Annotated in this window: 19 protein-coding genes; 10 read left to right on the top strand and 9 right to left on the bottom strand. The window is 75.8% G+C overall.

What is annotated here, in order from left to right; all coding sequences use genetic code 11:
- Nucleotides 1–83: 83 nt before the first annotated feature.
- On the top strand, nucleotides 84–869 hold the full coding sequence (locus SH587_RS13510) for a hypothetical protein (RefSeq protein WP_320671153.1): 786 nt from the start codon (nucleotides 84–86) through the stop codon (nucleotides 867–869).
- A gap of 71 nt (nucleotides 870–940) precedes the next feature.
- Nucleotides 941–1927: an SDR family NAD(P)-dependent oxidoreductase gene (locus tag SH587_RS13505; RefSeq protein ID WP_320671152.1), complete on the top strand. Its 987-nt coding sequence runs from the start codon at nucleotides 941–943 to the stop codon at nucleotides 1925–1927.
- On the opposite strand, the gene SH587_RS13500 is transcribed toward SH587_RS13505, so the two are convergent.
- Nucleotides 1900–2613, bottom strand: coding sequence for a TetR/AcrR family transcriptional regulator (locus SH587_RS13500; protein WP_320671151.1), 714 nt, complete (start codon nucleotides 2611–2613; stop codon nucleotides 1900–1902). The genes SH587_RS13505 and SH587_RS13500 overlap by 28 nt on opposite strands.
- A 173-nt stretch (nucleotides 2614–2786) precedes the next feature.
- On the opposite strand from SH587_RS13500, the gene SH587_RS13495 reads away from it, so the two are divergent.
- Nucleotides 2787–4973: an MMPL family transporter gene (locus SH587_RS13495; protein WP_320671150.1), complete on the top strand. Its 2187-nt coding sequence runs from the start codon at nucleotides 2787–2789 to the stop codon at nucleotides 4971–4973.
- Nucleotides 4974–5059: 86 nt separating this feature from the next.
- Here the strand turns inward: SH587_RS13495 and SH587_RS13490 are convergent, their stop codons facing one another.
- Nucleotides 5060–7108, bottom strand: coding sequence for a DUF2339 domain-containing protein (locus tag SH587_RS13490; RefSeq protein WP_320671149.1), 2049 nt, complete (start codon nucleotides 7106–7108; stop codon nucleotides 5060–5062).
- Between the two features lie 155 nt (nucleotides 7109–7263).
- Between SH587_RS13490 and SH587_RS13485 the strand changes: the two genes are divergently transcribed.
- Both SH587_RS13485 and SH587_RS13480 read left to right on the top strand, forming a co-directional pair.
- Nucleotides 7264–7929 carry a TetR/AcrR family transcriptional regulator gene (locus SH587_RS13485; RefSeq protein ID WP_320671148.1) on the top strand — a complete coding sequence of 222 codons (666 nt, stop codon included), beginning with the start codon at nucleotides 7264–7266 and terminating at the stop codon, nucleotides 7927–7929.
- Between the two features lie 19 nt (nucleotides 7930–7948).
- Nucleotides 7949–8761, top strand: coding sequence for a spermidine synthase (locus SH587_RS13480; RefSeq protein ID WP_320671147.1), 813 nt, complete (start codon nucleotides 7949–7951; stop codon nucleotides 8759–8761).
- A 49-nt stretch (nucleotides 8762–8810) separates the two neighbouring features.
- Here SH587_RS13480 and SH587_RS13475 read toward each other — a convergent pair whose 3' ends face one another.
- The 3 genes from SH587_RS13475 to SH587_RS13465 are packed head-to-tail and all read right to left on the bottom strand — an operon-like array spanning nucleotide 8811 to nucleotide 11412.
- Nucleotides 8811–9800, bottom strand: coding sequence for a dehydroquinate synthase/iron-containing alcohol dehydrogenase family protein (locus SH587_RS13475; RefSeq protein ID WP_320671146.1), 990 nt, complete (start codon nucleotides 9798–9800; stop codon nucleotides 8811–8813).
- On the bottom strand, nucleotides 9797–10489 hold the full coding sequence (locus SH587_RS13470) for an alpha/beta hydrolase (RefSeq protein WP_320671145.1): 693 nt from the start codon (nucleotides 10487–10489) through the stop codon (nucleotides 9797–9799). Before SH587_RS13470 ends, SH587_RS13475 begins: the two co-directional genes overlap by 4 nt.
- Nucleotides 10486–11412, bottom strand: coding sequence for a VOC family protein (locus tag SH587_RS13465; protein WP_320671144.1), 927 nt, complete (start codon nucleotides 11410–11412; stop codon nucleotides 10486–10488). The genes SH587_RS13470 and SH587_RS13465 overlap by 4 nt, the downstream gene beginning before the upstream one ends.
- 91 nt (nucleotides 11413–11503) lie before the next feature.
- On the opposite strand from SH587_RS13465, the gene SH587_RS13460 reads away from it, so the two are divergent.
- Nucleotides 11504–11962: a MarR family winged helix-turn-helix transcriptional regulator gene (locus tag SH587_RS13460; RefSeq protein WP_320671143.1), complete on the top strand. Its 459-nt coding sequence runs from the start codon at nucleotides 11504–11506 to the stop codon at nucleotides 11960–11962.
- A gap of 41 nt (nucleotides 11963–12003) precedes the next feature.
- Nucleotides 12004–14868 (top strand): ATP-binding protein, encoded by a 2865-nt coding sequence (locus SH587_RS13455; protein WP_320671142.1) that lies wholly within the window; start codon nucleotides 12004–12006, stop codon nucleotides 14866–14868.
- Nucleotides 14869–14889: 21 nt separating this feature from the next.
- Here SH587_RS13455 and SH587_RS13450 read toward each other — a convergent pair whose 3' ends face one another.
- Both SH587_RS13450 and SH587_RS13445 read right to left on the bottom strand, forming a co-directional pair.
- The gene (locus tag SH587_RS13450; protein ID WP_320671141.1) at nucleotides 14890–16395 is read right to left on the bottom strand and encodes a long-chain-fatty-acid--CoA ligase; all 1506 of its coding nucleotides are present in this window, start codon (nucleotides 16393–16395) and stop codon (nucleotides 14890–14892) included.
- Nucleotides 16396–16527: 132 nt separating this feature from the next.
- Nucleotides 16528–17424, bottom strand: a complete 897-nt coding sequence (locus SH587_RS13445; protein ID WP_320671140.1) for a phosphotransferase enzyme family protein — start codon at nucleotides 17422–17424, stop codon at nucleotides 16528–16530.
- 111 nt (nucleotides 17425–17535) lie between these two features.
- Between SH587_RS13445 and SH587_RS13440 the strand changes: the two genes are divergently transcribed.
- Nucleotides 17536–18507 carry an ABC transporter ATP-binding protein gene (locus SH587_RS13440; protein WP_320671139.1) on the top strand — a complete coding sequence of 324 codons (972 nt, stop codon included), beginning with the start codon at nucleotides 17536–17538 and terminating at the stop codon, nucleotides 18505–18507.
- Nucleotides 18507–19259: a DUF2705 family protein gene (locus SH587_RS13435; RefSeq protein ID WP_320671138.1), complete on the top strand. Its 753-nt coding sequence runs from the start codon at nucleotides 18507–18509 to the stop codon at nucleotides 19257–19259. The genes SH587_RS13440 and SH587_RS13435 overlap by 1 nt, the downstream gene beginning before the upstream one ends.
- Here the strand turns inward: SH587_RS13435 and SH587_RS13430 are convergent.
- Nucleotides 19256–21700, bottom strand: a complete 2445-nt coding sequence (locus SH587_RS13430; protein ID WP_320671137.1) for a DUF6351 family protein — start codon at nucleotides 21698–21700, stop codon at nucleotides 19256–19258. The genes SH587_RS13435 and SH587_RS13430 overlap by 4 nt on opposite strands.
- Before the next feature lie 142 nt (nucleotides 21701–21842).
- Nucleotides 21843–22259, bottom strand: a complete 417-nt coding sequence (locus SH587_RS13425) for a hypothetical protein (protein WP_320671136.1) — start codon at nucleotides 22257–22259, stop codon at nucleotides 21843–21845.
- 227 nt (nucleotides 22260–22486) lie between these two features.
- Between SH587_RS13425 and lon the strand changes: the two genes are divergently transcribed.
- Entirely contained in the window at nucleotides 22487–24832 is a 2346-nt protein-coding gene (gene lon / locus SH587_RS13420) for an endopeptidase La (RefSeq protein ID WP_320671135.1), read from the top strand.
- Nucleotides 24833–24855 lie beyond the last annotated feature (23 nt).

The raw sequence follows: 24855 nt of genomic DNA, 5'->3' as shown, positions 1-24855 counted from the left end.
AGGGTTCTTCGGCAACCCTCGGGATCGGTTGAGGCGGGCGGCGTACGGTCGTTGGCGATCGTGCCCACGACGCGAAGGACACCATGACCGTTCGACTGAAGGCCACGGCCCTGCTCGCCACCGGGGCGCTGGCGGGCGGCGCCGCCACCGTCATCACCCAGGCCGGCGCCGACTCGACCCCGGAGAAGGGCGACGCGCCCTCGACCGCCCAGCGCCAGCAGTGGCGCGAGCGCGGCCAGGAGCGCTTCTCCGCCCTCGCCAAGGATCTCGGCGTCAGCAGCGAGAAGCTGCGCGCGGCGCTCGGCGACGTCCGCTCGCAGCTGGCCGACGACCGTCCCGAGCGCGGCGCGCCGGGCGCGGAGCTGGCGAAGGCGCTCGGCGTCAGCAGCGAGAAGCTGCGCAGCGCGCTCCAGGCCCTGCGCAAGGACGACGACCTGCGGCCGAAGCGAGGCGCGGCGCCCGGCGAGCGGCCCAGCGAGGCCGACCGGACCGCCGCCCGCGCGGCCTTCGCCAAGGCCCTGGCCAAGCAGCTCGGGATCGACGAGGCGAAGGTCACCGCCGCCTTCGCCGACCTCGAGAAGCAGCACGAGGCGAAGGCCGAGCAGCGCCGCACGGCGCTGGCCGCCGCCCTCGCGAAGGCGCTGGGCAAGAGCCAGGCCGACGTCGAGAAGGCGCTGGAGAAGAACCTGCCCGAGCGCGGCGGCAAGCGCGGTCCCGGCCTCGGCTTCGGCGGCGGTCCCGGGTTCGGCCACCGCGGGGGCCACCGGGGCGGCCCCGGCGGTCCGGACGGTGGCGGCGGTCCCGGGGCTCCGGGCGGCGACGGTCCCGCCGGCTACGGCGCCCCCGCCCCCGGCGGCTCCGCCTCCTAGGCCGGAGGGGCATCCGGACGGGGGCGGCCGGCGTAGGGTCGGGTGACCGGCCCCGCCGCTCCGCCCCCGTGATGCTCGCCGCCGCCCTCGACCGCCTGCTCGACCGCTCCGTCGTCCCCGGCTACACGCGGATCGGCCTCGCCGTCCGCCGCCGGCTGGACGGCTGGCCCGCCGATCCGCTCTCGCTGTCCGGGCAGACCGCGCTGGTGACCGGCGGGACCGCGGGCATCGGCCGGGCCGCGGCCAGCGGGATCGCCCGGCTCGGCGCCACCGTCGTGATCGTCGGGCGCGACCCGCAGCGGGGCGCGGACGCCGCCCGCACGATCGCCGCCGAAGCCGGCGGCGCCGACGTCCGCTTCGAGCGCTGCGACCTCGGCCGGCTGGCCGACGTCCGCGCGCTCGCCGCGCGCCTGACCGCGGGCGGCGCCCCGATCCGGCTGCTGGTCCACGACGCGGGCGTGATGCCGCCCGAGCGGACCCTGACCGCGGAGGGTCACGAGCTGGCGTTCGCGGTCAACGTGCTGGGGCCGTTCCTGCTGACCGCGCTGCTCGAGCCGGTCCTGCGGGCCGCCGCCCCGGCGCGGATGATCGTCGTCTCGTCCGGCGGCATGTACGCCCAGCGGCTCGACGTCGCCGATCCGACCAGCGCGTCCGGCCGCTACCGGCCGGCGGCGGTCTACGCCCGCACCAAGCGCGCCGAGGTGGTGCTGGCCGAGCAGTGGGCCGCCCGCTGGCGGGGCACCGGCGTCGCCGCCCACGCGATGCACCCCGGCTGGGCCGACACCGGCGGCGTCCGCGACGCGCTGCCCGGCTTCCACCGGCTGATGGGCCCGCTGCTGCGCACGGCCGAGCAGGCCGCGGACACGATCGTCTGGCTGGCCGGCGCGCCCGCCGACGAGCTCGCCAGCGGCGGCTTCTGGCACGACCGGCGGCGACGGCCGACGCACCGCCTGCGCCGGACCCGCGAGAGCGCGGCCGAGCGGGCCGCGCTCTGGGACCTCTGCCGGCGGGCCAGCGGCTGGACCGACGATCAGGCGGTCGCCGGCCGGTCGTCGTAGTCGCGCATCGCGCGGACGCCGGCGCCGACGAAGGTCAGCGCCCGGTCGAGCAGGGCCAGCGCCTCGGGCTGCTCGCCGTTCGGCACCATCGGGGCCTCCTCCGGCTCCTGCTTGCGGTGCTCGCCGAGCACGTCGAAGATCGCGATCGTCGCGGCCGCCGCCATCCGCGGCTCCAGCTCGTCGGGCGCGGTCCCCAGGTCGGCCGCGATCGCCTCGGCGATCCGCCGCTCGGCCTGGGTGTGATGGTGGCGCTCCAGCGCCTGCAGCCCGACGTCCGACTCGATCACCCGCCGCTGCATCCGCAGTTGGGCGTCGCGGCCCTCCCAGCCGGGCAGCTCGGCCATGATCCAGGCCCGTAGCGCGTCGGTTGCGCTCTCGCCCGGCTGCCGCAGGCGCAGCCGCTCGTCGAGCCGCGCGAACGCCTCCTCGGTGTCCGGGAAGACCAGGTCCTCCTTGGCCGGGAAGTAGGAGGAGACGGTCCGCGGGGAGACGTCGGCCTCCTCGGCGATCTGGGGGATCGTCGTGGCGGCGAAGCCCTGGCGGTCGAACAGCTCCAGGGCGACCCGCGCGATCGTCTCGCGGCGGCGCTGCTTCTTGCGCTCCCGAAGGCCGGGGCGGGGTGATGCTCCGTCCCCGGCACCGGCGCCGGGGACGCCGCTTCCGGCGTCCACCGTCTGCTCGTCCATGCCCCAACAGTAGCGAGTGCCTGCAGCGTCTGCGCTTTTACCCCTCCTGCAACTCTGCATGACATGCAAAATTGCAGGGGCTGTGCTACGGTCCACCGGCTCGGCGTCCGCCGAGCCGTCCCACTCGCAGCTTCAGGAGCACCATGTCGGACTATCTCGCGCGCATCGCCCGCGTGCTCACCCATCGCTGGAAGCGAAGTCTGATCGCCGCGATCGCGGTGATCATCCTGCTCGGCATCGCCGCCGGCGCGGGGGGCAAGGCGCCCGACGACTTCAAGGTCCCGGGCGCCGAGTCGCAGAAGGCCGTCGACCTCTTCCAGAAGCACCAGAAGAGCCTGGCCGGCGCCGACTCGACGCTGGTCTTCACCGCCAAGTCGGGCAAGATCAGCGACCCCCAGAACCGCCAGGCGGTCGAGACGGCGCTGGCCGCGGTCCGCAAGCTGCCGGGCGTCGCGCCGAAGGGCGGCGTCGGCGACCCGTTCGCCAAGGGCGGGCAGATCTCGCCCGACGGCAAGCTGGCGTCGGTCGACGTCCGCTACCTGACCGAGCCGACCGACATCGAGAAGGAGGACGGCGAGCGGCTGGAGAAGGCCGCGCTGACCGCCGAGAAGGGCGGCAACGTCCAGGTCGAGATGCGCGGCATGGTCGTCGACATCGCGAGCGAGCAGTCCGCCCCGGTCGGCGAGCTGATCGGCGTCGCGCTGGCGATCGTCCTGCTGACGGTGCTCTTCCGCTCCGGCGCCGCGATGGGCGCCACGATCCTCGGCGCGCTGCTCGGCGTGATGATCGGCCAGATCCTGCTGGCCGCCCTCGCCAAGCCGCTCGGCCTGCCGGAGTTCGCGACCACGATCGCGGTGATGTTGGGCCTCGGTGCCGGCATCGACTACTCGCTGTTGATCATCGGCCGCTACCGCGAGCAGGCGGCGGCCGGCGACAGCGTCCGTGACGCGGCGGCGAAGGCCGCCGCTACGTCCGGCTCCTCGGTCGTGGCCGCCGGCCTGATCGTGATGGTCGCGATCGCCGGCCTGCTGGTGATCGGGATCCCGATGATCGGCAAGATGGGCATCGGCGCCGCGATCGGCGTGGCGGCGGTCGTCGTCTCCGCGCTCACGATCCTGCCGATCTTCATCGGTGCCTTCGCCAAGCGGCTGAAGCCGAAGAAGCGGGCCCACGTCGAGCCCTCGCAGGCCTTCGCCCGCTGGGGCGAGCGGGTCGCGTCGAAGCCGTGGCTGGCGATCGGCGCCGGCGTCGTGATCCTGCTGATCTTCGCCGCGCCGATGACGCACCTGCGACTCGGCCAGCCGGACGACGGCAACCAGCCGACCTCGAAGACCCAGCGGGTCGCCTACGACCAGCTGACCAAGGCCTTCGGCCCCGGCTCGAACGGCCCGTTCCTGGTCGCCGTCGACACCCCGGGCGGCTTCGCCAAGAACCAGGCCGCGGTCGAGAAGCTGAAGACCGCGATCTCGAGCGACAAGGGCCTGATCCCGGCCAGCGTCCTCGCCGGCCCGTCGGACGACGGCCAGGTGGCGATCATCTCGGCGACGCCGACCTCGGCGCCGCAGGACGAGCGGACCACCGACACCCTCAACCGGCTGCGGGACGACGTGATCCCGGGGGCGACGACGGGCACGCCGATCGCCGGCAAGGTCTACGTCGGCGGCAACACCGCCGGCTTCCAGGACTTCTCGGACAAGGTCTCGTCCGGGCTGCCGCTGTTCATCGCGGTGGTGATCGGGCTCTCGGTGCTGCTGCTGATGGCCGCCTTCCGATCGCTCTGGATCCCGCTGGTCTCCGCCGTCTTCAACCTGCTGTCGGTCGGGGCGGCCTACGGCGTGATCACGGCGGTCTTCCAGGACGGGGTCGGCGCCAGCCTGATCGGCGTCGACAGCGGCGTGCCCGTGGTCTCGTTCGTGCCGGTGATGCTGTTCGCGATCCTCTTCGGCCTGAGCATGGACTACAACGTCTTCCTGCTCAGCCGGATCCACGAGGCCTACAACGAGGGCGACGGGCCGAAGCAGAGCGTCATCCACGGCGTCTCGCGGATCGGCAAGGTCGTGCTCTTCGCCGGCCTGATCATGGCCTCGGTCTTCCTGGCCTTCGTGACCCAGGACGAGGTGATCTCGAAGATGTTCGGCGTCGGCCTCGGCCTGGCGATCCTGATCGACGTGGTGATCGTCCGGCTGCTGATCGCCCCCGCGGTGGTGACGCTGCTGGGCGACAAGGCCTGGTACCTGCCGAAGTGGATGGACCGGCTGATCCCGAACGTCTCGCTCGAGGGTCACCTGGTGAAGAACATCGACCCGCCGGGGACCCCGGTCGGCGCCGAGCCCGCGCCGGCCGCCTCCGCGGCCGACTGATCGGGCCGCTCGCCCCGCTCCAGGCGAGCGCCCCCGCAGGATCCCGCGACCCGGCCGACCTCGGCCGGGTCGCGTCGTTCCGGGCGTCAATCCAGCAGCTCCCGCTCCAGCGCCTCCAGCTGCTCGGCGGTCGGCGGGGCGTGCGGCCGCAGCCGGCCGTAGAGGCCGGCGCCGACCAGCAGCAGCGCGCCGAGCAGCGCCCAGGCCACCACCCGCCCGGCGGTGTCGACGGCGGCCAGGTCGAGCACGGCGACCTTCAGCGCCACCACCCCGAGCAGCCCGAGCCCGGCCAGCCGCAGGCCGACGACCCGCCGCAGCAGCCCGGCGGCGACCAGCCCGACCGCGGTCGTGGCCCAGAGCGCGTCGAGCGCGACGGCGACCGCGTCGTCCCCGCCCCCGGCCGCGGCGACCAGCGCCGCGGTCAGGCCCGAGCCGGCCAGCAGCCCGCCGACCCCGGCCACGAGCGCCAGCGCCGCGCGGATCGCGTCGAGCAGCCGCCGCTCGCCCGCCGGATCGGCCGCGGCGGCGACCGGCACCGCCAGCAGCTGGCGGCGGCCGGCCAGCGTCCAGTGGCTGACGGCGGCGGCCAGCGCCACCGCGGCCAGCGGCCCGACCACGAGCGGCAGGTCGTCGACGGCGACCGGCGAGAAGGCGGCCGCGATCGCCGCGCCGCTCCCGACGGCGAGCGCCAGCCCGAGCGCCGCGAGCAGCTGCAGGAGGCCGCCGATCCGGGCCACCGGGTCGCCGTCGAGGCGGGCGGCGAGGGCCAGCGCTCCGGCCTGGGCCGCGCAGGCCAGGGCCAGCTCCGCCGGCGCCAGCGCGGTCGCCGTCCAGAGCGCCGCCACCGCCAGCGCGGTCACGTCGAGCGCCACCCGCAGGCCCGGGCTGCGCGGCGCGACCACCCGCGCCGAGACGACGCAGGCCGCGGCCAGCAGCGCCGCGCCGACCAGTGGCGCCAGCCCGCCGTCGCCGAGCGTCCCGACCACCTCGACCAGGCCGAGCCCGGCGTGCAGGCCGACGCCGCCGATCACCACCGGCAGCCGCCCGGCGGCGGCGCGGCAGGCGACCAGCGCGAAGGCGACGGCGCTCGCGGCCCAGCCGACCAGCTGGACGACGCCCGTGGCGACGAGGGCGAAGCCGAGGTCGGCCACCAGCACCGCCAGGCCGAGCAGCACCAGCTCGACCGCCGTCACCGCCCGCGCCCGCCGCCGCGCGACCGTGGCGGCGGCGACCAGCAGCGCCGCGATCGGGGCCAGCGTCGCGGCGGCGGCCAGCGGCCGGTCGGCCACCACCACGTAGCCGCTGGCCAGCGCGGCGGCGACCAGCACGTGGACGGCGGCCAGCAGCGGCATCGCCGACCGCTCGCGGACCGCCGGCCGGGCCAGCTCCCAGCCGACCGTCAGCAGCAGGCCGGCGGCCAGCGCGGCGACCGTCCAGGCCCCGGGCGCGGCCACCCGCAGCGCGCCGGCCGCGTCGGCGCCGGCGGCGTCGAGGGCCAGCGCCACGTGCCAGGCCACCTGCGGCAGCGCCAGCACCGTCGCCAGCGCGGTCAGCCAGGCCCAGGGCCGGAACCGCAGCAGCAGCCCGGTCGCGGCCAGCGCCAGCACCACCACCGGCAGCGCCAGCCCGTCGACCGGGGCCAGCACCGGCGCGGCCAGCGCGCCGAGCAGGCCGACGCCGGCCAGCGGCGGCGCGTCCCACCGCAGGGCCGTCCAGGCCGCGGCGACGCCGAGCCCGGCCAGCAGCGCCAGGCCGACCAGCGCCGGCAGCAGCGCGTAGGGGCCGGCCGCGACCGCGGTCGTCACGTAGAGGCCGGCGAGCCCGGTGCCGGCCATCGCCCACGACGCCTCGCGCGCCCGGCCGCGGCGGGCCTGGCGGAGACCGGCGGCGAGCAGCCCGCCCGAGGCCGCCGCCCCCAGCGCGCAGCGGGCGCCGGGGCCGATCCAGCCGTCGCGGACGCCGAGCCAGAAGAGCGTGCCGAGGGCGATCAGCAGCGCGGCGCCGCCGGCCCAGGCCAGCAGCCGGGCGCCGACGAACTCCTCGGTCAGCCGCCGCGGGGGCGCCGCGCGCTCGCCGGACGGGCGCGGTCGCGGCCGGGCCGGCGGTGGGTCGGGCGGGATCGAGATCAGGCGCATCGGGGGTCCTCCGGAAGGTCGCCGGGCCGCTTGTCGACCCGTGGTCAGCAGCGACGGTAGCACCACTATCGACCGACGGTCAAGAAGTTGCTGACCGATGGTCGACGAGCAGGGGCAGCGTGTCGACCGCCAGTCGACAGCGCTAGACTGGCGCGGTGGCTCCCCCCGACTCCCCTCCGGTCGCCGATCCCGCCGACGCGACCCGCGCCTACCGCCGGCTGGCGGTCGACGAACGCCGCCGGCGGCTGCTGGAGGCCGGCACCGAGCTGTTCGCCGAGCACGACTACGGCGAGCTCTCGATGGCCCAGATCGCCAAGGCGGCCGGGGTCTCGAAGCCGCTGCTCTACCACTACTTCCCGACCAAGCGCGACTTCTTCGTGGCGACGCTGGCCGACGCCGCCGACGACCTCGCCGAGCGGGTCCGGCCGCGGGCCGACCTGCCGCTGCACCAGGCCGCCCACCACAGCCTCAGCGCCTACCTGGAGTGGATCGACGAGCGGCCCAAGCAGTTCCGCCGGCTGCTGACCGCCGCCGCCGGCGAGAGCGGGATCCGCGAGCTGATCGACAACATCCGCCAGGCGACGGTGGCGCTGATCCTGGCCACCCTCGGCCACGCCGACCTGGAGCGGACCGACCCGGCGCTGCGGGCGGCGGTGCTCGGCTGGCTGCTGTTCGTCGACGGCGCGATGCTGGTGCGGCTGGAGTTGGGCGCCCCCGACCGCGAGCGGTTCGCCGACCAGCTGGTCGAGACCCTGGCCGGCGCGGTCCGCGCGGCCGGCGACCCCGACGCCGGCGACCGGCTGCTCGGCGTCGGCGCCTGACCCCGACCCCTCCGCTCCGGTGGCCCGCTCCCGCAGCCGCGGCGACCGACGGGGCGGCGCGCCGTTCCGCCCGGTCCGGGTCGAGGCGGGCGTCGGCGTGCTCGAGCTGCTGCCCGACGGCGCCCGCCCGGGCGGCCGGCTGCTGCTGATCGACGGCCTCGCCCACGGCTACGTCGACCTGGCCGACCCGACCCACCTGGAGCTGGACTACGTGGCTCGGATCGGGGCCGCGCTCGAGCTGCTGGTCCCGCGCGGGGCGCCCTGCTCGCTGCTGCACTTGGGCGGCGGCGCCTTCAGCCTGCCGCGGTTCGTCGCCTCGACCCGGCCCCAGGCCGAGCAGACCGTCGTCGAGCGGTCGGCGTCGGTCGTGCGGCTGGCCGAGCAGCACCTGCGGCTGCGCCGCGGCGCGCGCCTGCGGGTGGTGGTCGGCGACGGCGCCGCGACCGTCGCCCGCAGCCCCGACGCCCGCTTCGACCTGGTCCTCGGCGACGCCTTCGTCGGCACCGAGACCCCCGAGCAGCTGGCCACCGCCGCCTTCGCCGCCGAGGTCCGGCGGGTGCTGCGGCCGGGCGGCCGCTACCTGCTGAACGTCGTCGACCAGCCGCCGTGGACGACGGTCGGCGCCCAGGCGGCGATCCTCGGCGCGACCTTCGACCAGCTGCTGGCCTTCGGCGGCCGCGAGGTGGTCCGCGGTCGCCACGCCGGCAACCTGCTGCTGCTGGCCGGCGACGGCCCGCTCCCCCGCGACGCCCTCGCCCGGCGGCTGGCCGGCGGCGCCCATCCGGCCGAGCTGATGGCCCCGGATCGCCTGCGCGCCCTCGCCCAGGGCTGACCCGCCGCCCCGCCCACCGTCACGTTCCGGTCGCCCAGCGACCGGAACGTCACCGGCGGGCGGCGGCGAGCAGCAGCGCGTCCAGCTCGGCGGCGTCGGGCGGCGGCCCGATCCGCTCCAGCTGCGGCCCGCGGGCCAGCACCGCCGCCGCCACCCGCTCGCGCGCGGCCGGCTCGGCCAGCGCCGGGACGGCCGCCCCGGCCCGCTCGCGCAGCCGCTCGGCGACCGCCTCCAGCGGCTCCCCCAGCAGCCCGTCCAGCTCGCCGACCAGTGCCGGCCGGCGGCGGCGGATCGCGGCCACGGTCCCGGGCAGGACGGCGGCGTTGGCCGTCGCGTGGGCGGCGCCGGCCTGGCGGACCGCCTCCTGCGCGATCGCGTGGTGGAGGGCCAGCCCGACCCCGTCGAGCGCCCACCCGGCCTGGACCGCGGCGGTCGCCAGCGGCAGCGGGTCGGGATCGCCGGCCCGCCAGGCGGCGGCGATCGTCCGCACGGCGTCACGCGCGACCGCGCCGGCGATCGGGTCGCTGCGGTCGCTGGCCAGGGCGGTGAGCGCGTGGCCGAGGGCGTTGGCGCTGCTGGCCGCCCGCTCGGCCGGCGGCTGCGAGGCGCTGAGGGCGGGATCGACCACCACCACCGACGCGGCGACGGTCGGCGTGCCGGGCGCGACGCCGCGGGCCTGGCGGTGGGATCCGGTCATCTCGGCCGCCGAGAGGGTGGTCGGCACCGCGACCACGGTCCGTGGCGGATCGGCGGCGGCCAGCGCCTTCGCGACGTCGATCACGCGCCCGCCGCCGAGCGCCACCAGCCGCCGTCCGACGACCCTCTCGCGGAGCGCGGCGGCGACCTCGTCGACCCGGCCGGCGGGCACGTCGACCGTCGTCCGCGCCCAGCCGGCAGCGGCCGGCAGCTGGGCCCGCGCCCGCGGGGTCGTGAGCAGCACGTCGGCGCCCTCCAGGTGCGGCGCGGCGGCCGCGATCGCCCCCGGCCCCAGCAGCAGCAGCCGGTCGCGATCGCGGTGGCGGACGACGGCGTCGCTCATCGCCCGATCCGATCAGGCCCGGCGGACGCCAGCGTCGCGCCGAGCCAGTCGGCGATCGGGAGCACGTGGGTCGGATCGATCTGGTGGTCGCCGGGGCCGTCGAGCGCGGTCAGGTCGATCCCGGCCGCGGTCAGCTGCTCGCGGGCGGCGACGGCGAACGGATGGCCGATCACGCCGTCGCGCTGGCCGTGGGCGACCAGCGCTCGGGTCGGGCGACCGGCGGCGTCGAGCGCGAAGCCGTCGACCGTCGGCACGAACCCGGAGAGCGCCAGCACGCCGGCCACCGCCGGCCGGCGCGGCTCGCCCTCCAGCCGCCCGAGGCCGAGCGCGTAGCTCATCACCGCCCCCATCGAGAAGCCGCCGAGGACCGTCCGCTCGGGCGCGATCCCGGTCCGCTCCCAGAGCTCGTCGTGGAAGGCGGCCAGCGAGCGCCAGGCCGTGGCGAAGGTCTCCGGATCGGGGAAGCCGACCCGCGGCACCGCGTACCAGTGGCGGCCGGGCCAGCCGGGCAGCCGCAGCGGCCCGCCCGGGGTGACCACGTGCAGCCGCCGCTCGCGGTCGAGCACGTCGGCCAGGCCGAGCAGGTCGTGCTCGTCGGCGCCGCGGCCGTGGTGCAGCACCAGCAGGCCCTCGGGCTCGCCGTCGGCCGGCCGCTCGCGGTGGACCAGGGGGACGATCTCGCCGCTCATGCCCGGACCTCCTTGCCCGACCGCGGGTTGACGATCCGCGTCAGCTGCCCGTCGAGCTGCGCGCGCAGGTGCTCGTGCTGGGTCGGCAGCCGCAGCTCCTCCCCCAGGTGCTCGGGCGGCTCGTCGGTGGCGAAGCCGGGCCCGAGGGTGGCGATCTCGAACAGCACGCCGTGCGGCTCGCGGAAGTAGAGCGCGAAGAAGTAGTCGCGGTCGATGATCGGGGTCACGAAGCCGCCGCCGTCGGCGATCCGCTGCCGCCAGCCCGCGTGGTCCTCGTCGCGCGAGGCCCAGGCGATGTGGTGGACGGTGCCGGCCCCCGGCTGGCCGTGGGCGTCGGGCGCCGGGTCGATCGTCCAGTGGACGTGGCGCTGCTCGCCGCGCAGCACGTAGTGACCGTCGCCCTCGTGGTCGAACCCGAGCAGGTCGGTGAGGACCCCGTCGGGAACGGCGTGGAAGGCCCCGTAGGCGCGGGCGCCGGCGACGCCGGTGATCGCGTGCTCGGCGGGCACGTCGGGGTGGGCGGCCCGCAGCTGGGCGCCGATGTCGTGGACCACCAGCTCCAGGCCGAGGCCGTCGCGGTCGGCGAAGCGGAGGCTGCCGTCCTCGCGCTCGACGGCGACGCCCTGCTGGGTCAGCCGCTGCTGCCAGAAGTCGAGCGCCGCCTCGCTGGGGACGGCGAGCGCGATCCGGTGGACCATCCCGAGGCCGGCGCGACCGGGCGCCGCGCCGCGGAACTCGAACCAGGTGAGGATCGAGCCGGGGCTGCCCGCCTCGTCGCCGAAGTACAGGTGGTACGCCTCCGGCTGGTCGAAGTTGACCGTCGTCTTGACCAGTCGCAGCCCGAGGACGTCGGCGTAGAAGTCGATCGTCCGCTGGGCGTCGCCGGTGATCATCGTGATGTGGTGCAGACCCTCGAGCCGCATCGCGCGCCTCCCTCGTTTGTTGCGTTGTCAACAACATACCAGGCAGTCGTTGCGCGCGCAACGAACACCGCGATCATCTAGCATCGCCGCGATGGCGCGGCGAGGAGGACACACGCTCTCGGGGCCCGAGCTGGCCGCCTGGGAGGCGTTCCTGCGCGCCCACCAGGCGATCATGCGACGGCTGGAGCAGGACCTGGCCGCCCACGACCTGACGCTCAGCGACTACGACGTGCTGGTCCAGCTGGTCCAGGCGCCCGAGCGGCGGCTGCGGCCGGTCGAGCTGAGCCGGGCCGTGCTGCTGACCCGCTCCGGGATCACCCGCCTGGTCGCCGGCCTCGAGCGCCACGGCCTGGTCGAGCGGATCCCCGCCCCGGGCGACCGCCGCGGCCAGCTGGTCGCGCTGACCGAGGCCGGGCTGGAGCGGGTCCGCGCCGCCGGCCGCACCCACGGCCGCGGGATCCGCGAGCAGTTCGCCGACCGCCTGGAGCCGCCCGAGCTGGACGCCCTCCGGGCCGGGCTGGAGCGGCTGCTGCCCCCGGCGGGAGCCTAGTCCGCGGGTAGGATCGTCCGCCAACCGGCCCTGGAGCGGACATGAACCGAGGGGGTGCATCGTTCTCGTCCCCGCTGCCCCCGGCGGACGCCGTCCTGCTGGAGCGCGAGGACGAGCTGCGGAAGGTCGACGAGCTGCTGGCCGCCGCCGACCGCGGCGACGGCGGCCTGCTGCTGCTCCAGGGCGCGCCGGGGGTCGGCAAGACCGCGCTGCTGCGGGCCGTCGCCCACGCGGCCTTCAACGCCGGGATGACCGTCCTGCGGGTGCGCGGAACCGAGCTCGACCAGCGCTTCGCCTGGGGCGCGGTCCGCGAGCTGTTCGCGGCGACCGCCGCCCCCGCACTGGCCGGCGGCGCCGCCGGCCTGGCCGTCCCCGTGCTCGCCGGACAGCCGTCCGCGGGCGGCGCGGCGGCGGTCGCGGCCGACGCCGCCGAGGCCCGCTTCGCCGTCGCCCACGGCCTCTACTGGCACCTGGCCGAGCAGGCCGAGCGGGCGCCGGTGGTGCTGATCGTCGACGACGCCCACTGGGTCGACCTCGCCTCGCTGCACTTCCTGCTCCACCTCGGCGCGCGGCTCGACGGGCTGGCGGTGGCGCTGCTGGTCGCCACCCGCCCGGAGGTCGACGACGAGCGCGGCCCGCTGCTCGACCGGCTGGCCGCCGTGCCCGCAGCCCGCGTCTGCCGGCCGGGCCCGCTGAGCGCCGCCGCGGTCGCGGTCCTGCTCGACCGCCAGCTCGGCAGCGACGCGGCGGTCGCCCTGACCGACGCCTGCCACCGCCACGCCGGCGGCAACCCGTTCCTGGTCCACGAGCTGATCGCCGAGCTGCGGCGCGAGGATGTCCCCGCGACGGCGGCCGGCGCCGCGATCGTCGCCCGCCTGCAGCCGGCCGCGGTCGCCCGCTCGGTGGCGGCGCGGCTGGCCGGGCTCGGTCGCGAGGCGACCGCGCTGGTGCGGGCGGTGGCGGTGCTCGGCGGCCGCGCCGAGACGGCGGTCGCCGCCCGCGTCGCGCGGCTCGACCCGACGGCCGCCACGCTTCACGCCGACGCGCTCGCCCAGGCCGGGCTGCTCGGGCCGGAGCGGCCGCTGGAGATCGCCCACCCGCTGCTGGAGGCGGCGGTCCGCGAGGGGATCGCGGCCGGCGAGCGTGCGCTGCTGCACCGGCGGGCGTTCGCGGCGCTGGTCGCGGCCGGGGCCGATCCGCTGGCCGCCGCCCCGCACCTGCTCCACACCGAGCCGGCCGAGGACGCCGAGACCGTCGCGCTGCTGCGGGTGGCCGCCGCCGACGCCGCCGAGCGGGGCGATCCGGACACCGCGATCGCGCTGCTCGAACGGGCCGCGCGGGAACGGCTCGACGCCGCGGCCGACCCCGAGCTGCTGGAGGCGCTGGGGCGGGTCCAGCTGGCCGCCGGCGACCCCGACGGCGTCGAGCGGCTGGAGCGGGCGCGGGCCGGCCAGGCCGATCCCCAGCGGCGGGCGGGCCTCGACCTGACGGCCGCGATCGCCCGCTACGAGCGGGGCGAGGCCGCGGCGGCGAAGGCGCTGCTGGCCCGCGGCCTCGGCGAGCCGCTGGCCGACGACGACGCGATCCGGGTCTCCCTGCGGGCCGCCGACCTGACGGTCAGCCGCTCGCTGGCGCGGGCGGCCGGACCCGACGAGGCGACCGCGGCGGCGGCGCTCGCCCAGCACGGCGGCGGGCGCACGGCGGTCGAGCGGCTGACCCTCGCCCAGCTCGCGTTCCAGGGTCTGCAGACCGGCGAGCTGCCGTCGGAGACGGTGGCCGAGCTGGCCCGGCGGGCGGTGCCGCCGCTGCACGGGGCGGGGATCGACGCGCTCGACCGGCTGGCGCTGCCGCTGGCGGGGATGAGCCTCTACTTCTCCGACGCCGGCGAGGCGGCCGAGGTCGCCTTCAGCGCCGAGATCGACCGCGCCCAGCTGCACGGAGCGCGGATGGCGTTCGCCACCGCCTCGTTCTTCCGCGGCGTGGCGCGCTTCCTGCGGGGACGGCTGCGGGGCGCGATCGACGACTGGCAGGTGGCGCTCGACGCGGCCGAGGAGGGCTGGGCGTTCGCGCTGCCGTCGTCGCGGGCGCTGCGGGCGCTGGTGGCGCTCGACCGCGACGAGCTGGAGCTGGCCGACGCGCTGTTGACGCTGCCGGGGGGCGACGAGCGCTGGACCGAGCACCCGACATTCCCCTACGTGCTGGCCACGCGCGGGGTGCGGGCGACCAACGACGGCCGGCCCGACGAGGGCCTGGCGCTGCTGCTGCGCTGCGGCGAGCGGCAGGAGGCGCAGGGGATCCGCAACCCGTCGGTGATGCACTGGCAGGCCGAGGCGGCGCTGGCCGCGTTCGCCGTCGGGGACGAGGGTCGGGCCCGCGAGCTGGCCGGCGAGCTGCTGCGGCGGGCCGACGGCTACGGGGCGCCGCGGGCGATCGGGATCGCGCGCCGCGCCGCCGGCCTGGTCGGGGCGGGCGACCCGGCCGAGCTGCTGCCGGCCAGCGTCCACGTGCTGGAGCGCAGCGAGGGCGAGCTGGAGCTGGGCCGCTCGCTGCTGGAGCTGGGCGCCTGGCAGCGGCGGGCGGGCCAGCGGACGACCGCGCGCGAGACGCTGCGGCGGGCGATCGACGTCGCCGAGCGCTGCGGGGCCAACGCCCTCAGCCGCCGCGGCGCCGAGGAGCTGCGGGTGGCCGGCGGACGACCGCGGCGGCTGCGGATCTCCGGTTCCGACGCCCTCACCTCGAGCGAGCGACGGGTCGCCGAGCTGGCCGCCGAGGGCCTGACCAACCGCCAGATCGCCCAGCGGCTGTTCGTCACCCTGCGGACGGTCGAGACCCACCTGACCCACGTCTACGGCAAGCTCGACGTCGACCGCGCCGGCCTCGCCGGCGCGATGGCGGGCGACGGCTGATCCGTCGCCCGCGGAGGCGCGCTACTCGCCCGGCGCCGAGATCTCGCGCTTGAGGATCTTGCCGGTCGGGCCCTTCGGCAGCTCCTCGACGATCCACAGCTTGCGCGGGTACTTGTAGGCCGCGACCTGCTCCTTGACGAAGGCCTGCAGCTCGGCCTCGTCGACGCTCTGGCCGGCCTTCAGCGCGACGGCGGCGCCGACCTCCTCGCCCAGCTCCTCGTGGGGCAAGCCGATCACGGCCGCCTCCGAGACCGCCGGGTGCTCGTAGAGGACCTCCTCGATCTCGCGCGGGTAGACGTTGTAGCCGCCGCGGATGATCAGGTCCTTCTTGCGGTCGACGATGAAGTAGAAGCCGTCCTCGTCCTTGCGCGCCATGTCGCCGGAGGAGAACCAGCCCTCGTCGTCAATCGCCTTCGCCGTCGCCTCCGGGTTGCGCCAGTAGCCCTTCATCACGTTCGGGCCTTTGATCTGCAGCTCGCCGACGTCGCCGACCGCCACCTCGTTGCCCTCGTCGTCGACGACCCGCAGCTCGACGCCCTCGATCGGCACCCCGATAGAGCCCGGCTTCTGCGGCAGGTCGATGCGGCTGAACGACGCCACCGGCGAGGTCTCCGAGAGCCCGTAGCCCTCGAGGATCGGCGTGTCGAACGCCTCCTTCACGCCCTTCAGCACCTCGACCGGCAGCGCCGAGCCGCCGGAGACGAACAGCCGCAGCGAGCTGGTGTCGTAGTCGGGCCGCTTGGGGTGGTTGAGGATCGCGCCGTGCATCGTCGGCACGCCCATGAAGATCGAGACCTTGTCGCGCTGGATGATCTCCAGCGCCTGGGTCGGGTCGAAGCGCGGCAGCAGCGTCACCTCGGCGCCGACCGCGACCGCCACGTTCAGCGTCGCCGTCTGGCCGAAGACGTGGAAGAACGGCAGGCCGCCGAAGAAGACGTCCTGCTCGGTCGGGCGGAACAGCTCCAGGCAGGCCTCGACGTTGCTGCCGACGCTGTGGTGGGTCAGCTCGGCGCCCTTCGGCTGGCCGGTGGTGCCCGAGGTGTAGAGCACGACCGCGGTGTCGTCGCCCTGCTTCTGGGCGACCTCGGCGACCGGCTCGGCCGCGGCGACCCGCTGGGCGATGTCGGCCGGCTCGACCAGCAGCACCTCGGCGTCGATCTCCGCCTGCTCGGCCCCGCCCTGGGCCGACTCGGCGAAGCCGTGCCAGGCCAGCAGCAGCTTGGCGCCCGAGTTGTCCAGGTAGTAGGCGACCTCGCGCTTGCTGAGCAGCGGGTTCATCGGCACCACGACCGCGCCCAGCCGCAGTGCGCCGTAGTAGGCCAGCGGGAAGTGCGGGACGTTCGGCAGCATCACGCCGACGCGGTCGCCCGGCTCGACCCCCAGCTCGCGAAGCAGGCCCGCGACCCGCTGGCTCCCGGCGTCCAGGGCGGCGTACGGCACGGCGGCGTCGTCCAGGCGGATGGCGATCCGCTCGGGGTGCTTGGCGGCGCTCTCGGTCAGGAGCGTGGCGAGGTTCGCGTTGGCCATGAGCGGCATCCTGCCATCCCGACGACCGTCGGGGGCGGTGATCCGCGCACGAGTTGGCGCGCCGCCACTGTGCCGGGAGGCCGAAGCGCGCCGTTTGGCACCGCAGCGGTACCAAACGGCGCGCGGCCGGGGTCAGTGGGCGTCCCAGGGCGGCGGGTCGGGATCGTCGCCGAAGGCCCGCAGCCGGACGTCGGCCTCGGCCGAGCGGGAACCGCGATCGGGCGCGGTCTCGGCGGCCAGCAGCCAGGCCGCCGAGGCCAGCTCGCGCAGCCGCACGTGGAGCGGCTCGGCCGGGTCGCGCGGCGGGCCGTAGCCCTCGCGCAGGGCCGCGAACCAGGCCGGCGACCCGCCCGCGTAGCGCTCGGCGTGGAGCGCGGCCGGGGCCAGGTCCCAGGGACGCGGACCGCGGCAGACCAGGTCGAAGTCCAGCAGCACCGGCCCGTCAGGACCAACGATCACGTTCCCCGGGTGGGCGTCGCCGTGGATCGGGAGCGCCGGCGACGGATGCTCGGCCAGCGCGGCCAGCAGCCCGTCGAGCCGCGTCTGCAGCCGGTCGACCTCCGCCTCCGTGAACGCCGGGTGGCGGCGGAGGGCGGCGATCCGGTCGCCGATCAGCCGCGGCTGCGGCCAACCCGGCAGCGGACCGTCGTAGTCCGTGGTGGCGTCGTGGAAGCGCCGCAGCAGCGTCCCGAAGGCACGCCCGTCGACCGTCGCCGCCGGGTCGTGCTCGATCCACCGCCAGGCGCTGACCGGGTGGCCGTCGACGACCGCCGGCGGCCGCCCCTCGGGCCGCGCGGCGGGCACGTCGCGGTCGGCGAGGAAGCGCGCCAGCTGCAGCTCGCGGGCGGCGCCGGCGGGGTCGCCGCCGGCCGGCCCGATCCGGATCACGACCGTGCCGATCCGGAAGCTGGCGTTGGTGCCCAGCCGCAGCAGCCGCGCCGGCTCGGGGCCCAGGTCCCAGTGCCCGCGGACCCGCTCGGCCAGCGCCGCGGCCCGCTCGGGCTCCCACGGGATCCGGATCGCGCTCACTGGACGGATGATCCCCATGTCGGAAGACGGGCGCGGCGCCGCTATCCTCCGGCCCGCGTGCCGTCCCCCGCGGTCCCCGCCGCCCCCAGGGTCGACCCGGCGCGTTCCGCCATGGACTCCGTCATCTCCCTGCGCAACGTCACCAAGCGGTTCGGCAGCAACGTGGCCGTCGACGACGTCACGATCGACGTGCCGAAGGGCCGCTGCTACGCGTGGCTGGGCCCGAACGGCTGCGGCAAGACCACGCTGATCCGGATGATGCTGGGCCTGGCGCGGCCGACCGCCGGCCAGATCGCCGTCCGCGGGCTACCGATTCCCGCCCGCACCCGCGAGGCGCTCTCGCGGGTGGGCGGGATCGTCGAGGAGCCGCGCTTCTACCCCTACCTGACCGGGCGCCAGAACCTGGAGGTCTGGGCCGCCCACCAGAGCCGCGAGGCGAAGGCCGCGATCCCCGGCGCGCTGGCCCGGGTCCAGCTGGCCGACCGCGGCGACGACAAGGTCAGCGGCTACTCGCTCGGCATGCGCCAGCGGCTGGGCGTCGCGCGGGCGCTGCTCAACGACCCCGAGCTGCTGGTGCTCGACGAGCCGACCAACGGCCTCGACCCGGCCGGCCTGGCCGAGTTCCGGCACATGATCCGCGAGTTCGTGGCCGAGGGCCGCAGCGTCTTCATCTCCTCGCACATCCTCAGCGAGGTCGAGAAGATGGCCGACGACGTCGCGATCATCGAGAAGGGCAAGGTGCTCGCCCACGGCTCGGTCGGCGACCTGCTGCGCGGCGGCCGCCAGGCGGTCGGCGTGCGGGTCGACGACGCCGAGCGGGCGCTGCCGCTGCTGCAGGCGCTGCCCTTCGCCCGCGACGTGCGGGCGATCGCGCCCGGGGCCTTCGAGGTCGCCGTCGACGAGCTCGATGACGAGCAGCTGCGGCGGACCGGCCAGGAGCTGTTCTCGGCCGGCGTCGGGCTGTTCGAGCTGCGGGCGGTCCGCGAGACGCTCGAGCGCCGCTTCCTGGAGCTGACCGGCAACCAGGCGGGCGAGCTGGCCCACGACGCGCCCCCCGTCCCCGAGTCCCCGGAGGCCCGCTGATGACCCCGCTCCTGCGCGCCGAGCTGACGCGGATCACCCGCCGCCGCGGGTCGTTCTTCGGCGCGATCGGCATCACGGCCGCGATCACCGTGATCGCGGTGATCGTGATCCTGGTCAACGATCCGCGCGGCGGCGAGTCGAGCTTCCGCGACATCACCAGCGTCGGCCAGTACGTCGGCGTCTTCGCGGCGATCGTGGTCGGCGCCCTGGCCGGCAGCTACGACACCGCCAACGGCACGATGCGCTACCTGGTGCTGACCGGCGTGCCCCGCTGGCAGCTGACCCTGATCCGGGTGCCGGCGCTGATGATCGCCCTCTGCGCGCTGGTGGTGCTGCCGATCCTGCTCGGGCTGGTGGTCGGCGCGACGATCGGCACCGACGGCGGCAGCGCGATGTCGGCCAAGGAGACACTCAACGACGTCTGGAGCTGCTTCGCCGCGGTCTGGATCTGGGGCGTGGTCAGCCTCGCCGTCGGCACCCTGATGCGCTCCAACGGCCCGGCGATCGCGGTCGGGATCGTGCTCTTCGTCGCCGGCAGCCTGATCACCGGCCTGATCGGCAGCGAGGTCTCGAAGGAGGTCGCCAACGTGCTGCTGCCGCGGCCGGCCGGCACCGTGATCAGCCTCGACGACACCAGCGACTTCCTCGACGACGACCACGTCTCGATCGCCGGCTCGTTCGTGCTGCTCGGCGCCTGGCTGGCCGCGCTGCTCGGCCTGGCGGTCTGGCGGGTCCGCCGCGACGAGTACTAGGCGTCGGGCAGCGTCCCCCGGCAGACGCTGTAGCGGCGCTCGGCCACCCGCCGGCGGCCGCGGCGGTCGCGGGCGACGGTCCGCACCAGCGCCTCGCCGCCGGCGAAGCGGGCCAGCCGCACCGGCCGCCGCAGCGTCGCGCCGCGCAGGGTCCGCACCCGGCGGCCGTTGAGGTAGACCTTCGCCAGCCGCAGCCGCCCCTTCGGCAGCGCGGCGGCGAGCGTCCGGTGGTCCTGGCAGCCGCTGGCCGTCGGTGCCACCGCCATCGGCCGGCCGCCGTAGATCACGCGGCCCTCGTCGTCCTGGTAGGTCTGCCACGGCACCGTCGCCTGCTGGCCGATCCCCGGCTTGCTCCAGTCGCAGACGCCGTCGGGGAAGGTCCGCTGCATCCGCGCCCACTGCTCGTCGCTGAAGGCGACCGGGTAGCCGTCGCGCCGCAGCGGCTTCTTCGCGCACTCCATGACGTCGCCCGCGGGCCCGTCGCCGGCGACGCTGCGGGGCGTCTCCAGCGCGGTCTGGAGGACCCGGTTCTCGCAGACCTTGCCGACGCCGGGCAGCGCCACCAGGTCGAGCCCGGGGATCTGCGAGCAGCGGTCCTGGACGTCGCCCGGCCGCGCGTCGACGATCTTGCGCGCCAGCGGCAGGCCGCGGTGGTCGCGCTCGACCGTCGCCAGCCAGCGGTCGATCGCGTCGAGCGCCTGCTTCGCGTAGCTGGGGTCGCCGAAGACCGGGAAGAGCCCGAACCACATCACGTAGTTGCGGGGGAAGTGGCCCAGCCGCTGCCGCATCCGGTCGCGGGTCCAGAGCGCGTGGCGGAAGTCGTGGGCGATCCCGGGGTCGGGACCGCTGTGGTTGATGATCGCCACCTGGTCGAGGTTGCGGGTGCTGTTGACGGCACCGCTGCGGTAGGCGTTGGCGACCGCCCGCGGGTCGACCCGCGTCCGCTGCGGGCTCCGCTGGCCGTCGATGTCGAGCCCGCCGACGTCGGCGTTCAGGTCGACGAACTGCTGGACGGAGATCGCCCCCGACCGCAACGCGCCCAGCCCGTACTCGATCCCGCCGTTGCCGAGCGGCAGGCCGGTGAAGCCGCGCCCGAGCCGCCGCTCGGCCGGCGTCCAGGCCGAGGCCGGCCGCGGGCCGAGCACGTTGACCATGTAGTCCCAGAAGGTGCAGCGGGTGCCGCCCGGGTTGCGCTGCGGGTCGTAGGCGGCGTCGCCGACCTCGTCCGGGCAGTTGCTCGCCGAGGTCACGCCCTTGAACAGCCCCTCGTCGGCGGTGATCGAGTTGAGCGGCGTCAGGTGGCCCTCGACCAGCGCCATGTGGAGCGGCGTCCAGAGCGTGTCGCCCGACCGCGACGGGTCGTCGAAGTAGCTGCGCATCACGTGGTAGTCGAGGAACTGCGCGCCCGGCGACATCGTGTCGGGGTAGGCGCAGGCGAGGATCAGCCCCTGGTAGATCCCGGGGTAGGCGTTGGCCACCTGCTGCTGGGTCAGCGCTCCGCCCGAGCAGCCGACGCCGATCGTGTAGCGGAGGTCGCCGTAGCGCTCGATCACCCGCTCCTTGGCCATGATCAGCGACTCGGCCTGGACCACCAGGTTGCAGTTGTGGCCGTTGTTGTCGAGCGCGGTCGACATCACCGCGAAGCCGCGGCCGAGGGCGGTCGCGACGCTGTCGGCCCCGGCCAGGCCGTCGACCAGCCCGGCGCCGGTGGCGAGGTTGTCCTTGGTGACGCTGGGCGCGCCGCCGGGACCGTAGGAGACCCCGCAGCTGCCGCCGTGGGTGATCAGCAGCTTGCCGTTGAACTGGGCCTGCGGGCGGGCGCGGGTCCACGGCTGCCCGGGCCGGTAGAGGGTCGCGATCTTGTACTGGTCGCGGTCCTGGTAGCCGGTCTCGATCCGGATCACGAACGGCACCCTCTGGCCGTTGTCGGTGGTGGTGGTCGCGACGTCGCTCGGCGGGTCGGCGGGGTCGTAGGGCCGCAGGCCCGGGTCCAGCAGGTTGGCCGGGCGATACAGGTACTCGTAGCTCGGCGGCTGGTTGCACTGCCGGTCGCGGGCGGTCTTCTGGCACTTCCAGGGCTGGATCTGGGGACCGGAGAAGAGCGGGCCGCCGTTGGGGTGGTTGGTGATCGTCAGCCGCGCGCCGCGGCCGTCGGGCAGCTGGGCGGTGACGACGTTGCGGCCGACCCGCAGCCCCTCGACCAGCCCCTCCAGCCGGCGGGCGGAGCGGCGGGCGAAGGCGCGGCTGACGTCGCGCTCGCCGACCCGCACCACCACCCGCGCCGGGTCGCTGCCGGCCGGCAGTCCGATCGCGAGCGCGGCGTCGCCGCCCGAGATCAGGTCGGCCCGGTTGGAGAGGGTCGTGATCGTGACCCCGTCCGGTGCGGCCGCCGCGGCCGCGCTCGCCCCCGCCCCGCTCGCTCCGAGCAGCAGCACGGCCACCTGCGCCGTCCGCGCGACGCGTCCCCAACGAACTCGCACCACGGTCCTCCCCGACCGACTCCCCCGCACCGGTTACGCCGGTGCAACCAGCGGGAGCACCCTAGCGAGTCGGCGGGATCCGCGTCCACCGCGGCGCCGCCGCTCAGCCCGCCCAGCGGTAGGGCACCAGCGCGTTGCGGGCGTGGAGCGCGGCCTCCAGCAGCGCGCCGCGGCGGCCGCCGGCGTAGGCCGGGCCGCAGCCGTCGACGAGCAGCGCCCGCACCAGCGCGGTGCCGCGCGGGTCGAGCTGGACGTCGGAGCGGAGCAGCCGCTCGATCTCCTCCAGCGCCTCGCGCGCGTCCAGCACCTGGGCCGGCACGACCGGCACCCGCGGGCCGAGGACGCCCTCCGGCCGCTGGGCGTGGAGGACCATCAGCTCGAGGCCGTCGGCCAGCCGCGTGCGGTCGCGCCGCTCGAGCATCGTGCGGACGCGGACGTCGAGCGGCGGGCGGCCGTCGTGGCGGCCGCGCACGACCATCGGTCGCCAGCGGTGGCCGCCGGAGGTGGGGTGCGTGCTCATGGAGGGGACGTTGCTCCGACCTCCGCCGCGAGCGGATCAAGAACCGCGGACGCCGCATCAAGCCGCCGTGAAGGCCGGCTCTCCATCGCCTGCGGCACCTTCCCTGCGCTACCCTCCGCAGTAGATCTACGTCCCAACGACTCAGATCACCTATGCAGCGACGCTCCGGCGTGCTACCGTTCTCCCCAAGACGGTTGACCACCTCAACTTCCGAGGTTCACAAGCACATGTCCTCCACCCTGCTCCTGATCCCGCTCGACGACACGGTCGTCTTCCCGACGATGGACGTGACGCTGCCGGTCGACCCGGGCGATGAGGAGCGCGTGCTCCTGGTCCCGCGGATCGACGGCGAGTTCGCGCCCGTCGGCACCATCGCCCGCGTCACCCGCCGCGTGCGGCTGCCCGGCGGCGGCCGCGGCGCGATGTTCGAGGGCGTGGCCCGCGGCGTCGCCGGCGCCGCCCAGACCGGCTCGACCGGCGAGCTGCGGGTCGCGGTCGAGGAGCACCCCGACGACGTCCCGGTCGACGGCCGCACCCGCGAGCTGGAGCGCGAGCTGCGCGCCACGATCGAGGAGATCCTCCAGCTGCGTGGCGACGACGGCTCGGTGGCCGCCGTCCTGCGGGCGATCAAGGAGCCCGGCACGCTGGCCGACTCGACCGGCTACGACCCCGAGCTGACCGTCGAGCAGAAGGTCGAGATCCTCTCGACGCTCGACGTCACCGAGCGGCTGGCCCTGGCCACGCGGCTGCTGCGCGAGCGGCTGACCGACCTCCAGCTGCGGCGCAAGATCCGCGACGAGGTCGAGTCCGGCGCCCAGAAGCAGCAGCGCGAGTACCTGCTGCGCAAGCAGATGGAGTCGATCCGGCAGGAGCTGGGCGACGACGACGCCTCGGTGGTCGACGAGTACCGCACGAAGATCGAGGACGCCGGGATGCCCGAGGCCGTCCGCGAGCAGGCCGACAAGGAGCTGGCCCGCTTCGAGCGGATGGGCGGCGAGGGCTCCGGCGAGGCCCAGATGATCCGCAACTACCTCGACTGGCTGATCGCCGTGCCGTGGAGCGGGCGCTCGGACGAGAACCTCGACCCGACCCACGCCCGCGAGGTGCTCGACAGCGACCACTTCGGGCTCGAGGACGTCAAGGACCGGATCGTCGAGTTCCTGGCCGTCAAGAAGCTGCGGGCCGACCGCGGCCTCGACGGCGACGAGGCGGGCGACGGCGACGAGCGTCCGCGGTCGAGCCAGCGCCGGACCGGCGGCACGATCCTGACCCTGATCGGGCCCCCCGGCACCGGCAAGACCTCGATCGGCGAGTCGATCGCGAAGGCGACCGGGCGCGAGTTCGTGCGGATCGCCCTCGGCGGCGTCCGCGACGAGTCGGAGATCCGCGGCCACCGCCGGACCTACATCGGCGCGCTGCCGGGCCGGCTGGTGCGGGCCCTGCGCGACGCCGGCACGATGAACCCGGTGATCCTGCTCGACGAGGTCGACAAGGTCGGCGCCGACTGGCGCGGCGACCCCTCGGCGGCGCTGCTCGAGGTCCTGGACCCGGCCCAGAACCACAGCTTCCGCGACCACTACCTGGACGTCGAGCTGGACCTGTCGCAGGTCCTGTTCCTGGCCACCGCCAACAGCCTGGAGACCATCCCCGCCCCGCTGCTGGACCGGATGGAGCTGATCCCCTTCGACGGCTACACCGTGGCCGAGAAGACCGCGATCGCCCGCGACCACCTGGTCCCCCGGCAGCTGAAGGCCAACGCCCTCGAGCCGAAGGAGGTCGCGATCAGCGACGACATGCTGCGCCTCGTCGTCGACGAGTACACCCGCGAGTCCGGCGTCCGCCAGCTCGAGCGCGAGGTCGGCAAGCTGCTGCGCAAGGCGGCGACCGGGATCGCGTCCGGCAAGGACGACGCGCCGGTGGTGATCGACCTCGACCGGGTCCGCGACGCGCTCGGCCGCCAGAAGGTCTTCCACGAGTCCGCGGCCCGCACGGCGGTGCCCGGCGTGGCGACCGGCCTGGCCGTGACCGGGACCGGCGGCGACGTGCTCTTCATCGAGGCGACGCGGCTGCCGGTGCCCGGCTCGAAGGGCGGCCTGGTGCTGACCGGCCAGCTCGGCGACGTGATGAAGGAGTCGGCCCGGATCGCCCTCAGCTGGGTGCGGGCCAACGCCGAGAAGCTGGGGATCGATCCGGCCCAGTTCGAGGACGCGGAGTTCCACGTCCACGTGCCGGCCGGCGCGATCCCGAAGGACGGCCCCTCGGCCGGGATCACGATGGTGACGGCGCTGGTCTCGCTGCTGACCGGCCGCCCGGTCAAGCACACGGTCGGGATGACCGGCGAGGTCACCCTCCAGGGCCGGGTGCTGCCGATCGGCGGGCTGAAGCAGAAGTCGCTGGCCGCGCACGCCGCGGGGCTGACCGACATCGTGATCTCCGAGCGCAACCGGGGCGATCTGGACGACGTGCCGCAGGAGGTCCGCGACGCGGTCTCCTTCCACCCGACGATGAGCCTCGACGAGGTGCTCGCCGTCGCGCTGGAGGAGCGCCCGGTCGGCGTCGCCACCGCCGCCTGACCCCCGACCCCGCCCCTCCCTCC

The organism is Patulibacter defluvii, assembly GCF_034096925.1.
In the GTDB taxonomy this organism is placed as follows: Bacteria; Actinomycetota; Thermoleophilia; order Solirubrobacterales; family Solirubrobacteraceae; genus Patulibacter; species Patulibacter defluvii.
Note: the sequence above shows the minus strand (reverse complement) of the source record. Positions and strands in the feature narration are given on the sequence as shown.

Bases quoted from the DNA above. Each gene is read 5' to 3' on its own strand.
- SH587_RS13510 (WP_320671153.1), top strand. From the start codon at position 84: ATGACCGTTCGACTGAAGGCCACGGCCCTGCTCGCCACCGGGGCGCTG.
- SH587_RS13505 (WP_320671152.1), top strand. From the start codon at position 941: ATGCTCGCCGCCGCCCTCGACCGCCTGCTCGACCGCTCCGTCGTCCCC.
- SH587_RS13500 (WP_320671151.1), bottom strand. From the start codon at position 2,613: ATGGACGAGCAGACGGTGGACGCCGGAAGCGGCGTCCCCGGCGCCGGT.
- SH587_RS13490 (WP_320671149.1), bottom strand. From the start codon at position 7,108: ATGCGCCTGATCTCGATCCCGCCCGACCCACCGCCGGCCCGGCCGCGA.
- SH587_RS13475 (WP_320671146.1), bottom strand. From the start codon at position 9,800: ATGAGCGACGCCGTCGTCCGCCACCGCGATCGCGACCGGCTGCTGCTG.
- SH587_RS13470 (WP_320671145.1), bottom strand. From the start codon at position 10,489: ATGAGCGGCGAGATCGTCCCCCTGGTCCACCGCGAGCGGCCGGCCGAC.
- SH587_RS13465 (WP_320671144.1), bottom strand. From the start codon at position 11,412: ATGCGGCTCGAGGGTCTGCACCACATCACGATGATCACCGGCGACGCC.
- SH587_RS13460 (WP_320671143.1), top strand. From the start codon at position 11,504: ATGGCGCGGCGAGGAGGACACACGCTCTCGGGGCCCGAGCTGGCCGCC.
- SH587_RS13455 (WP_320671142.1), top strand. From the start codon at position 12,004: ATGAACCGAGGGGGTGCATCGTTCTCGTCCCCGCTGCCCCCGGCGGAC.
- SH587_RS13450 (WP_320671141.1), bottom strand. From the start codon at position 16,395: ATGGCCAACGCGAACCTCGCCACGCTCCTGACCGAGAGCGCCGCCAAG.
- SH587_RS13440 (WP_320671139.1), top strand. From the start codon at position 17,536: ATGGACTCCGTCATCTCCCTGCGCAACGTCACCAAGCGGTTCGGCAGC.
- SH587_RS13435 (WP_320671138.1), top strand. From the start codon at position 18,507: ATGACCCCGCTCCTGCGCGCCGAGCTGACGCGGATCACCCGCCGCCGC.
- SH587_RS13425 (WP_320671136.1), bottom strand. From the start codon at position 22,259: ATGAGCACGCACCCCACCTCCGGCGGCCACCGCTGGCGACCGATGGTC.
- lon (WP_320671135.1), top strand. From the start codon at position 22,487: ATGTCCTCCACCCTGCTCCTGATCCCGCTCGACGACACGGTCGTCTTC.